This window comes from Sphingomonas faeni (genome assembly GCF_040407565.1).
GTDB lineage: Bacteria > Pseudomonadota > Alphaproteobacteria > Sphingomonadales > Sphingomonadaceae > Sphingomonas > Sphingomonas faeni_F.
In genome coordinates this window covers 84,842-95,235 of sequence record NZ_JAPZPR010000014.1, presented here as the reverse complement: position 1 = coordinate 95,235, position 10,394 = coordinate 84,842, and the positions used below count along the sequence as shown (strand labels likewise).

Genomic DNA, 10,394 nt, shown 5'->3' with positions numbered 1-10,394 from the left:
AGATGTGTATAAGAGACAGGCGCCACCGCGGACGCGCCGCCCGCGCCGGTCACCGCGAACTGCACCGCGCCTTCGCCGTTGCGCGCATAGGAGATCTGCTCGCTGGCCCCGCCCGCGACGAACACCGCGCCGGCCGCCCCGCCGAGCCGCACGGTGGTCCGCCCCAGCGAATCGAACGACGTGTTGACGTCGGCGATCGCGCTCATCTGCTCGAGCACCTGGTCGCGCTGGTCTGCAAGCTGCGCGGCGGTCGACGATCCCGGCGCGGTGCGCGCGATGCCGTCGTTGATCTTGGCGAGCGCGGTGCCGAGCGCATTGAACGACTGCACCGCCTGCGACGCGGTCGAATCGAGATCCGCGGTCGCGGTATCGAGCGCACGCCCGGTCGCGGTGAAGGCGGCGGCGGCAGTGCCGGCCGCTTCGAGCATGACCGCCCGCGCCGGCTCCGATGTCGGATCGGCGGCGAGTTTCTGGGCGGACGTGAAGAAGCCCGTCATCCGGTCGCCGAGCTGGTTGTCGCCCAGCGCTGTCTCGATCCGGTTCATCCAGGTGACCCCGGCTTCGGTCTTGGCGAGATCGGAGCCCGCCGAGCGAACCGCCTGCGAGCGGTACGCGTCGGCGCTGCGGCCGATGCCGGCGATCGTGACGCCCCCGCTGCTGACCGACCGGCGCGCGTTCAGGCCGCCGCCGACCGACGACACTTCGGTGAGCGTCGTCGTCCGCCGCGTATAGCCTGCGGTGCCGGTGTTCGCGATGTTCTCGGACACCGTCGACAGCGCAGTCTGGTACGCGCGCACGCCCGAAGCGCCGATCGAAAGGAGATCGCTCATGGCGGCGAGTCTGCCGCGGCCTGGTTAAGATCGGATTGAGACTTGGCGAGAAAATCGGTCATCGCCTTGCCGATGCCGAGCGGCGTGTGCTCGGCCATCGACTTCGCGATCAGCCCGTCCTGCATGTCGGTGAAGGTGTCGATCGCCTTCGAATCGAACAGCGGGTCGGCGAGCTTGGCCTGCCGCATGCTCTTCAGCATCATGCCGGTGAACACGGCCTCGAACTTCTCCCCCGCCTTGTCGAGATTGTCCTTCGACTTGAGGCGGCTCGTGTCGGTCGAGATCCCGGTCGTGGGCGCGGCTGCGGGTGCGTTGAGCGGGCTCAAAGGACGATCAACTCGGCCTTGAGCGCGCCGGCTTCCTTCAGCGCCTCGAGGATCGCGACCAGGTCGGCCGGCGATGCGCCGATCGCATTGACCGCCTTGACGATGTCGGCGAGCTTCGGGCCGGGCGCGAGCAGGAACATCGGGCGACGCTCCTCCTCGACCGCGACCGCGCTGTTCGGCGTGACGACGGTCTGGCCGCCGCTGAACGGCGCGGGCTGGCTGACCTGCGGCTTCTCGTCGATCCGCACCGTCATCTTGCCGTGCGTGATCGCCGCCGGGCCGACGCGGACCGCCGAGTTGATGACGACGGTGCCGGTGCGCGCGTTGACGATCACCTTGGCGGACGGCTCGGCGGAGACGACGTCGAGATTCTCGATCGTCGACATCAGCGTCGCACGGATATCGGCACCGATCGGCGCACGGACTGCGACCGAGACCGCGTCGATCGCCTGCGCGCTGCCGAAGCCGAGCTTCGAGTTGATCGCGCCGGCGACGTTCTGCGCGGTCGTGAAATCGGCGCGCGCGAGGTTGAAGGTCAGCGTCGGTGCGCTGTCGAACCCGGTCGCGACCGCGCGTTCGACGGTGGCGCCCTCGGGGATGCGCCCGGTCGAGGGCACGTTGACGACGATCTTGGACCCATCCGCGCCTTCAGCTCCGAGCCCGCCGACCGCGAGGTTGCCCTGCGCCATCGCGTAGATCTGGTTATCGGCACCGAGCAGCGGCGTCATGATGAGGCTGCCACCGCGCAGCGACTTGGCCTTGCCCATCGACGCGACGGTGATGTCGAGCCGCTGGCCGGGTTTCGCGAACGGCGGCAGTTCGGCGGTGATCATGACGACCGCCGCGTTCTTCATGCCGGGGTTCGCGGACGGCGGCAGCTGGAGGCCGAAGCGCGACGCGACCGCCTTCAACGACTGCACGGTGTATTCGAGATTGTCGTCGCCGGTGCCTGGCAGGCCGACGACGATGCCGTAGCCGGTCAGCTGGTTCGAACGGATACCCTGGAACCCGCCCAGGTCCTTGATCCGGTCGGCCGAGGCCGGCGCGGCGATCAGGAGCGAGGCGAGGAGGGTGGTGAGGAGACCTGCGAATAAGCGAAACACGGTCTTTAGTCCTTTACCGTTCGTGCTGAGTAGCGACCGAGTAGGCGCGCAGCGGCGTATCGAGGGTGCGTATCGAAGCATGGGTTCCGCGCGCCAACCTGTCCTTCGATACGAGCCCTCGATACGCGCCTTCGGCACTACTCGGTCTCTACTCAGGACGAACGGCTGGGGGGTGCGCATCAAAACGGGCTGACGACGGAGAAGAAGCGGCCAAGCCACCCTTGGCGGCCAGCGCGGGCGACGTCGCCCTTGCCGGTGTACGAGATCTGCGCATCCGCGACCCGCGTCGACAGCACGCGGTTGTTGGCGTCGACGTCGGCGGTGCGGACCAGGCCCTTGATCTTCAGGAACTCGTCGCCGCGGTTGAGCGTGACGCGCTTCTGGCCCTGCACGAGCATCGTGCCGTTCGGATAGACCGCGGCCACCGTGACGCTGACCTCGCCCGACAGCGAGTTCGCCTGGTCGGCCGCGCCCGTCCCGTTAAAATTGCGCCCGCCGCTGATCGACGCATCGGTCTTGTTGAACAGATTGAGCAGCCCGGTGGTCGGCGGCGTGATGCTGGCGCCGCCGTTGCTGTCGAGCTTCGACCCCGACGACTTCGACGCGGCGGTGCGCTCGACCAGCACGATCGTCAGCGGATCGCCGACCTTCCGTGCACGCCAGCCTTCGTACAGCGCCGCGTAGCCGTCCTGCGCCTGGAAGATCGAGCCGGTCGCGACGACCGGCACCGGCTGGACCGGCAGAGGCCGCGCGACCGAGAAATCCTCGGGCGGCGCCTTCTTGCCGAACAGGCCGGCGTCTGCCGACGACGCGCCGAATCCAGCGAGGACGATCGCGCTCGTCATGACGACGGAGTGGAATGGGGTGCGGGTCATCACAGGTTCTGGTTGACGTATTTGAGCATGTCGTCGGTCGCCGAGATCATCTTCGAATTGACCTCGTACGCGCGCTGCGTCTCGATCATGTCGACGAGCTCCTCGACGACGTTGACGTTCGACGCCTCGAGCATGCCCTGCTTGATGCCGCCACGACCGTCCTGCCCCGCGACGCCGACGTTCGCCGCGCCACTCGCTGCGGTCTCGACGAGGTAGTTGTCGCCGGTCGCCTGGAGCCCTGCCCCGTTCGGGAAGCTGGCGACCTGGATCTGGCCGATCTGCGATGCCTCGGTCTGGCCGGGGACCATCGCCGACACGGTGCCGTCGCGGCCGATCGTGATCCCCGTCGTCCCCTCGGGCACGGTGATGCCGGGCTGCACCTGATAGCCTTCGCTGGTGACCAGCAGGCCCTCGGCCGAGCGCGAGAAATTGCCGGCGCGGGTGTAGCCGAGCGTGCCGCCGGGCATCTGCACCTGGAAATAGCCGTCGCCGTCGAGTGCGAGATCGAGGCTGTTGCCGGTCGTCTGCATCGCGCCCTGCGTGTCGATCCGCGCAGTGCCCTGGATACGGACGCCGGTGCCGAGGTTGAGCCCGGTCGCGTATTTGGTCTCGGCGGTGCTCTGCGTGCCGGGCGTCGTGACGGTCTGGTAGGCGAGCGTCTCGAACGCCGCACGGTCCTTCTTGAAGCCCGTGGTGTTCACGTTGGCGAGGTTGTTCGAGATGACGCGCATGCGCATGTCCTGGGCGTCGAGCCCGGTGCGCGCGATATGCATGGCTGCGGATGACATTCGTCTGTTCCTTCTAGCTCGGCAGGCGCATCAGCGATGCACCGCTCTCGTCGATTTCCTTGGCGGATTTCATCATGTTGGCCTGGACTTCGTAGCTGCGCTGGTTCTCGATCATGTCGACCAGCGCCTGCGTCATGTTGACGTTCGATCCTTCGATCGCGCCGCCCTGAACCTTCGCGTCCATGTCCTCGGGCAACGCCCCGCCGCCGCGCACGCGCAGCAAATTGTCGAGGCCCTTGACCGTGTCGGACCCCTTGGTGTCGGCGAGCTTGAGCTTGTCGATCACCTGCGTATCCTTGGCATCGCCGCCCTGCGGCACGATCGAGATCGTGCCGTCGGCCGAGATCGTCAGCGACTGGTAGGGCGGCAGGGTGATCGGCCCCCCCGAGCCGATCACCGGATGCCCGTCGCCGGTCTGCAGCACGCCCGATGGCGCGACCTCTAAGTCACCGCGGCGGGTGTACGCCTCGGATCCGTCCGACGCCTGCACCGCGAGCCAGGCGGTCGTACCGGTGATCGCGACGTCGAGCGGACGCCCGGTCAGCTGGATCGCGCCGGGCGAACGATCGGCGTCGGTCACCTCTTCCGACGTCGGCGCGCGCGCCTCGATCGTCGAGCCGTCGCCCTTCAGGTTGAGCCGGTCGAACACCACGCGATCGGCGCGGAAGCCGGTGGTCGACGCGTTCGCCATGTTGTTGGCGATCGCCGCCTGCGCCGCCATGTGCGCGCGCAGGCCCGTCGCCGCGGTGTAGACCAGCTTGTCCATTCAGGGTCCCCTGCTCGCTCGTGCTTAGCTGCGGATGTTGAAGATGGTTTCGGAGATCTGGTTGGCGGTATCCAAGGCCTTCGAGTTCGCCTGGAAATTGCGCTGTGCCGCGATCAGGTTGACCAGCTCCTCGGTGATGTCGACGTTCGATCCCTCGATCGTCCCCGACATCAGCTTGCCGAAGCCGTTGGTGTCCGCCGCGCCGAGCTTCGCCGACCCCGAGATGCCGGTCGACTGCCAATAGCTGCTGCCGAGCTGGCGCAGACCTTCGGGGTTGGAGAAGTTGGCGAGCATCACCTGCCCCAGCACCTGCGTGTCGCCGTTCGAGAAGCTGGCGTTGACCATCCCCTTCTCGTCGACCGTCACGCCCTGGATCTGGCCGACAGCGGCGCCGTCCTGCGTGCGCGACGCGACGTTGAACGCGCTCTTCAGCTGCGTCGTGCCCGCGCCGAACGCGAAGCTGATCTGCTGCGGGGCGGTCGAGTTGGCGGTGGTGAACTCGTCGTACACGATGGGCGCGGCGGGCGCGGTCAGCTTGCCCGATGCGTCGAACGTCATCGTCGTGCCGCCGACGCTCGGCGATGTCGCCGACCCGCCCGACGTCAGCTCCTTGTCACCGACGAAGCTGTGGACTTCCCACGTGCTGCCCAGGTCGGCGGTCGAGGCCGCGGAGGTGCGCTTGAAGTAATTGGTCATCGTCATCGCGTTGCCGACGGCGTCGTACACCGTGGTCTGCGCGGACTGGTTGTAGCTCGACGGATCGAACCGGTCGAACGTCGCGGTCGTGGGCACCGCGGAATTGGCGTTGAGGTTGAGCGACATCGTCACCGCCTTGGTCGGCGTGGGCTTGCCGCTCGTCTCGGGCAGGCGGAGGCTCACCGACGCGTCGGTGCCGGTCGGGACGACGGTGCCCGAGCCGTCGACCGGGAACACCTGGAGATGCGAGCCCTGCGAGTCGACGACGAAGCGGTTGGAGTCGACCAGGAAGCCGCCGTTGCGCGTGTAGTTGATCGTCGCCGATTCCGCGTTCGGCTTGACCGCGAAGAAGCCGTCGCCCGACACCGCGAGATCGAGGCTGTTCGACGACTGGATCAGGCTGCCCTGCGAGAATTGCTGGCGATTGCCCTGGACGACGACGCCCGAGCCGACCTGCTGCGACGGCGCCAGCGAGACGCTCGAGGCGATCACGTCGGCGAATTCGGTGCGGCTCTTCTTGAAGCCGTTGGTCGAGACGTTCGCGAGATTGTGCGAGATCGTCGACATCTCGGCCTGCGACGCCTGGAGACCGGAGAGCGAAGTGTAGAAGGACATGACGGTTTAGCTCCTGGAAACTCTGGGTTCAGCCGATCTGGCGGACGGCGCTGGCGGGAATTTCGCCGAGGCCGGGAAGCGTGAGGATGGCGGCGCCGGTGGTGGTCGACACCGACTGGACGGGGGACCAGACCAGGCCGGTCGCGCCGACCGTGGTGCCGGCGTTCTGCGCGTTGACCTGGACGGTGAACGGCCCGCTACCGGCGTCCGCACCGGCGGCGTCCCGGCCGTCCCAGTCGTAGCCGATCGTGCCCTTGGCCTGCCTGCCGAGCGACATGGTCTTGAGGACCGCGCCGTTCGCATCGCTGATCGTGACGTTGACGTCGGTCGCGGCACCGGCCAGCTCGACCGACCCGGCGATCCCGCCGCCCGCGCGACCATAAGCGGTGCTGCCCGGGGTCAGGACGGTCTTGCCGACATAGCCGAGCGCTTCGCCGGTGCTGGTGACGCCCAGCTTGTCGGCGATCGCTTTCATCGTCGTGTTCATCTCGGAGATGCCCGAGGTGGTCGAGATCTGCGCCATCTGCGCGACCATCTGGGTGTTGTCGACCGGGTTGAACGGGTCCTGGTTCTGCATCTGCGCGGTCATCAGCTTCAGGAAGTCGGACTGGCCGAGCGCGGTCGACGACTTGGTCGTGGTGGTCGCCGCCGCGGCCGCCGAGGAGCGCGTGATGCCGAGGTTGGACAGCGTGGTATCGAACGATGTTGCCATGATCAGCGGCCTAGCTTGAGGGTATCGATGATGAGCGACTTCGCCGTGTTCATCACCTCGATATTGTTCTGGTAGCTGCGGGCGGTCTCCATCATGTCGACCATCTCGCGGGTTTCATCGACCGCCGCCTCGAAGATGTTGCCATCCTTGTCGGCCAGCGGATTGTCTGGGTCGTAGCGCTTCGTCGGCGCTTCTCCGGCGGTGACGACGCGCTCGACGTCGACCGTGGACATCCCGCTGGCGGCGTCGAAGCTGGTGCGGAACACCGGCTTCATCGTCTTGTACGCGGTCTCCGCGGAGCCGGTTGTGCCGCCGGCGTTGGCGAGGTTCGACGCGGTCGTGTTCATCCGGACGAGCTGCGCGGACATCGCGCGGCCGGCGACCTGGAAGATCGTCATGGGCTGATTGGACATGTTACTCGCCCCTCAGCGCGCGGGTGATCTGGCCGATCCGCCCGTTCAGGAACGACAGTGTCGTCTGATACTGCACGGCGTTCTCGGCGAACGCGGTCTGCTCCTGGCTCAGCTCGACGGTGTTGCCATCCATCGAGGTCTGCGTCGGGATGCGGTACTTGGTCGCCGCATTTGTGCTGCCGTCGTTCTCGACCGAGGCGAGCGCGGCCTGGAAATCGATGTCGCGCGCCTTGAAGCCGGGCGTCGAGGCGTTGGCGATGTTCGACGCCAGCACACCCATGCGCTGCGACCGCACCTCGAGTGCCGCTCCGTGAACTCCGAAAAGCGTGTCGCCTGACACAAGCCCGTCTCCTGGCGCACCATTGCGCAATCCGACATAAGCAATGGCCGTGCCAGTTTTTGTGGCGAGGGTGGGGGATGGTGGTTTGCCGGGTGGTGGCGGGCGGGCGGCAAGGTAGGCGGCAAGAGGTTGCCGGTGTTGCAGGAGTGAGCGGCAAGGCAGTTGCCGTTTAGCTTTTAAGACCGGCAAACCGAACCACTGGCCCGTGCCCATCACGATGTTTCCCCGCGAAGGCGGGGACCCAGTCTGGGCTCCCGCCTTCGCGGGAGAACAAGGAGAGGAGCGCTGTCACTTCCCCACTTCCACCACCCCGGCGAAGGCCGGGGCCCAGTTGGAAAGGTCGCAGTAGCGCAGCGCAGCCTCAGTTGCCGATGTCCGCCAACTGACCCACGACCTCCGCCGGGATAGAGATATGACCAAGAGCACCCTTCTTCCCCCCGCCCTTCACGAGGGAGCGGAACAAAAGTCTCCCAATTGGCCCACCCCTTGCATCACCCCACGCACATGACCACGCTCGCCCAACTCCTCGACCCCGCAGCACTCGCCATCGTCGCCGGCGGCACGACGCTCGCCGTCGTCCTCCGCACCCCCCTTCGCGATCTCGGCCGAGCCCTCGCCGCCGTCACCACGCTCGGCCGCGGCCGGTTCGACGCCGACCCGCTGCTGCTCCAGATCACCGCCCTTGCCCGCATCGCCAAGCGCCACGGCGTGATGGCACTCGACCGCTCGGTCATCACCGACGCCGACGTCGCCGCCGGGATCGCCGCGATTGTCGACGGTGCGTCGGCAACCGACGTCGCGACGCTCGTCCAGCACCGCCGCAGCGCGCGGATCGAACGTCACGTCGCCGCCGCCGACGTCTGGGCCGGCGCTGCAGAAGTCGCCCCCGCGATGGGCATGGTCGGCACGCTGATCGGCCTCGCGCAGATGTTCGCGACGATGAGCGATCCCGGCGCGATCGGCGGCGCGATGGCGGTGGCGTTGCTCGCCACGCTGTACGGCGCGCTGTTCGCAAACCTGCTCTTCATGCCAATCGCCAACCGCCTGCGCGCGCAAGGGCGTAACGAGGCTTTCGAGCGCGCGCGGATCGAGGCGCCACTGGTAGCGCTTGCCGAACGCGAGACTCCGCGCGGCTACGTCGCACCCAGTTCGCCACCCACGCTGGCCACCGTCGCGTGAACGCCAGCGAATATCCCGATGCGCCGACCGGCAAGCCACTCTGGCTGATCACGCTCGCCGATCTCGCCCTATTGCTGGTCGGCTTCCTCGTGCTCCTGCAGGCAACCCAGCATATCGGCGGCAAGGATTTGGCAAAGGGTATCCGCGAAGGCTTCGGCGCGAACGACGCAGAGCCGACGCCGATGCCCGTCGCCGCCGCCGGCATCCTAGATTTCGCGCCCGGCTCGGCGATCCTGCCGACCACGCCCGGCGCGCTCGTCGCCTGGGCGCGGGAGGCGGCGCGTGATCCCCGCGTCATGCTCACCGTCACCGGCTCCACCGACGGCACGCCCGCCGACGTCGACCGCGTCACCGGCAGCGCCGCGATCCTCGCCGCCGATCGCGCGCGGACCGTCGCCGCCGCGCTCGCCGCGGTCGCGCCGTCTCGCGTCGCGATCGTCACCGCCACCAAGCCCGGCCGCCGTGCCGCCATCGTCTCCGTCGCCTTTGTCGGCGAACCGATTAGGACCGCTCAATGATCATCCCGTTCCTGCTCATGGCCGCCAGCTTCCAGGATACCGCCGCGCTCGACGCCTCGGTCGCCGCGTTCACCGGCCGCCCGACCGGCGCCGAGGGTGGCGCGCGCACGCCGGTCGACGCACGGCTGCGGCTCGCGACCTGCCCGACCGTGTCGCTGTCGTGGCGCTCGGAACAGCATGACGCGGTGGTCGTCTCGTGCACCGGCCCCGCCTGGCGGATCTTCGTCCCCGTCATCCGCCCGGCCAATGCGCCCGCCGCGATCGCCGCGTCGTTCGCCCCCGCCGTGAAGGCCGCACCCGTCATCAAGCGCGGCGATCCGATCGTCATCGAGGCCGGCACGGAGGGCTTCTCGATCAGCCGAGAGGGCGTCGCGATGGGTGATGCCGCGCCCGGCGGCCGCTTCATGGTCAAGGTCGACGAGACCCGCACGCCGGTCCAGGCAATCGCGGTCGACGCTGGCCGAGCCACGCTGCCGGGATGGTCGAACTAAATTCGGCAGACAGATTAATTTTGCTAAAGGTTTTGCCGGTGCGGCCGTTTCTCCTGATGTCAGCGCAAACCAGAGGATGCGGACATGGTGGACTCGATCGGTGCGAAACCGTCAGTAGCAGGAGATCGCACCGTCGCGCGCGTCGCCGCTGCGACGCCGGCGACGGCGGTTCAGACGCCCGTACGCCCCCAGGCATCGGTGTTGCCGGAGTCGATCGCGCTCGCCAAGTCGATGGCCGCGGCGCCCCCGGTCGATGCGGCGCGCGTCGCCCAGATCAAGAAGGCGATCGCCAGCGGCACCTTCCCGATCCTCCCCGCGACCATCGCCGACCGGCTGATGGCGCTCAAGCTTTCGTGGAATTCCAATGAAGCGTCGTGATGCCCTGATCCGCGTGATCGACGCGCTCCACGCCGAGATCGCCGCGCTGAAGTCGAACGACGTCGCCAGCCTCGAGCGCGCGACCGCCGACAAGCTCGCCGGGATCGAACAGGTCGCGCTGCTAGGCACCGGCCCGGCCGGCCCTGAGATCCGTGAGCTCGCGGACGAAGCCAACCGCCTCAACGAGACGTGCCGGATCTACACCAATTTGATGGCGGCAAATGTCCGCCGCCGCCTGCAAACCCTGACCGGTGACGGCGCCATTGCCGGCTATCGGCCGGGGCTGCGCGCCGCGTACGCCTGAATTCTGCACCTCTCCATTTTAACCTCCGTCATCCTGACGAAAGTCAGGATCCAGAGTAAC

General features: G+C 67.7%; 15 protein-coding genes. 5 read left to right on the top strand and 10 right to left on the bottom strand.

The features are described from left to right. The 10 genes from O6Y00_RS21030 to O6Y00_RS20985 form a co-directional block, all read right to left on the bottom strand. On the bottom strand, positions 1 to 830 hold an 830-nt coding region (locus tag O6Y00_RS21030; RefSeq protein ID WP_353444470.1), incomplete at its 3' end, for a FlgK family flagellar hook-associated protein. Then, entirely contained in the window at positions 827 to 1,156 is a 330-nt protein-coding gene (locus O6Y00_RS21025; protein ID WP_353444469.1) for a rod-binding protein, read from the bottom strand. The genes O6Y00_RS21030 and O6Y00_RS21025, both read right to left, overlap by 4 nt. After that, positions 1,153 to 2,259: a flagellar basal body P-ring protein FlgI gene (locus tag O6Y00_RS21020; RefSeq protein ID WP_353444468.1), complete on the bottom strand. Its 1,107-nt coding sequence runs from the start codon at positions 2,257 to 2,259 to the stop codon at positions 1,153 to 1,155. Before O6Y00_RS21020 ends, O6Y00_RS21025 begins: the two co-directional genes overlap by 4 nt. Before the next feature lie 179 nt (positions 2,260 to 2,438). Then, positions 2,439 to 3,104 carry a flagellar basal body L-ring protein FlgH gene (locus tag O6Y00_RS21015; protein WP_353444474.1) on the bottom strand — a complete coding sequence of 222 codons (666 nt, stop codon included), beginning with the start codon at positions 3,102 to 3,104 and terminating at the stop codon, positions 2,439 to 2,441. Between the two features lie 29 nt (positions 3,105 to 3,133). Beyond that, positions 3,134 to 3,922 (bottom strand): flagellar basal-body rod protein FlgG, encoded by a 789-nt coding sequence (flgG, locus tag O6Y00_RS21010; protein WP_056061573.1) that lies wholly within the window; start codon positions 3,920 to 3,922, stop codon positions 3,134 to 3,136. Between the two features lie 13 nt (positions 3,923 to 3,935). Next, complete coding sequence (flgF, locus tag O6Y00_RS21005; RefSeq protein WP_120299608.1) at positions 3,936 to 4,688, bottom strand: flagellar basal-body rod protein FlgF; 753 nt, start codon at positions 4,686 to 4,688, stop codon at positions 3,936 to 3,938. Positions 4,689 to 4,712: 24 nt separating this feature from the next. After that, entirely contained in the window at positions 4,713 to 5,999 is a 1,287-nt protein-coding gene (locus O6Y00_RS21000; protein WP_353444467.1) for a flagellar hook protein FlgE, read from the bottom strand. A gap of 28 nt (positions 6,000 to 6,027) precedes the next feature. Further along, positions 6,028 to 6,711, bottom strand: coding sequence for a flagellar hook assembly protein FlgD (locus tag O6Y00_RS20995; RefSeq protein WP_353444466.1), 684 nt, complete (start codon positions 6,709 to 6,711; stop codon positions 6,028 to 6,030). Between the two features lie 2 nt (positions 6,712 to 6,713). Beyond that, positions 6,714 to 7,124, bottom strand: a complete 411-nt coding sequence (gene flgC / locus O6Y00_RS20990; protein ID WP_353444465.1) for a flagellar basal body rod protein FlgC — start codon at positions 7,122 to 7,124, stop codon at positions 6,714 to 6,716. 1 nt (position 7,125) lies between these two features. Next, a complete protein-coding gene (locus tag O6Y00_RS20985) occupies positions 7,126 to 7,464 on the bottom strand; it encodes a flagellar basal body rod protein FlgB (RefSeq protein ID WP_353444464.1) in 339 nt (112 codons plus the stop codon). Positions 7,465 to 7,968: 504 nt separating this feature from the next. Here O6Y00_RS20985 and O6Y00_RS20980 point away from each other — a divergent pair. From O6Y00_RS20980 to O6Y00_RS20960, 5 genes are all read left to right on the top strand, one after another. Beyond that, positions 7,969 to 8,643, top strand: a complete 675-nt coding sequence (locus tag O6Y00_RS20980) for a motility protein A (RefSeq protein ID WP_353444463.1) — start codon at positions 7,969 to 7,971, stop codon at positions 8,641 to 8,643. Next, complete coding sequence (locus O6Y00_RS20975) at positions 8,640 to 9,161, top strand: hypothetical protein (RefSeq protein ID WP_353444462.1); 522 nt, start codon at positions 8,640 to 8,642, stop codon at positions 9,159 to 9,161. The genes O6Y00_RS20980 and O6Y00_RS20975 overlap by 4 nt, the downstream gene beginning before the upstream one ends. Further along, positions 9,158 to 9,652, top strand: a complete 495-nt coding sequence (locus O6Y00_RS20970) for a flagella basal body P-ring formation protein FlgA (protein ID WP_353444461.1) — start codon at positions 9,158 to 9,160, stop codon at positions 9,650 to 9,652. Before O6Y00_RS20975 ends, O6Y00_RS20970 begins: the two co-directional genes overlap by 4 nt. A gap of 84 nt (positions 9,653 to 9,736) precedes the next feature. Next, the gene (gene flgM, locus O6Y00_RS20965) at positions 9,737 to 10,030 is read left to right on the top strand and encodes a flagellar biosynthesis anti-sigma factor FlgM (protein ID WP_353444460.1); all 294 of its coding nucleotides are present in this window, start codon (positions 9,737 to 9,739) and stop codon (positions 10,028 to 10,030) included. Further along, the gene (locus O6Y00_RS20960; protein WP_353444459.1) at positions 10,017 to 10,334 is read left to right on the top strand and encodes a flagellar protein FlgN; all 318 of its coding nucleotides are present in this window, start codon (positions 10,017 to 10,019) and stop codon (positions 10,332 to 10,334) included. The genes flgM and O6Y00_RS20960 overlap by 14 nt, the downstream gene beginning before the upstream one ends. Positions 10,335 to 10,394 lie beyond the last annotated feature (60 nt).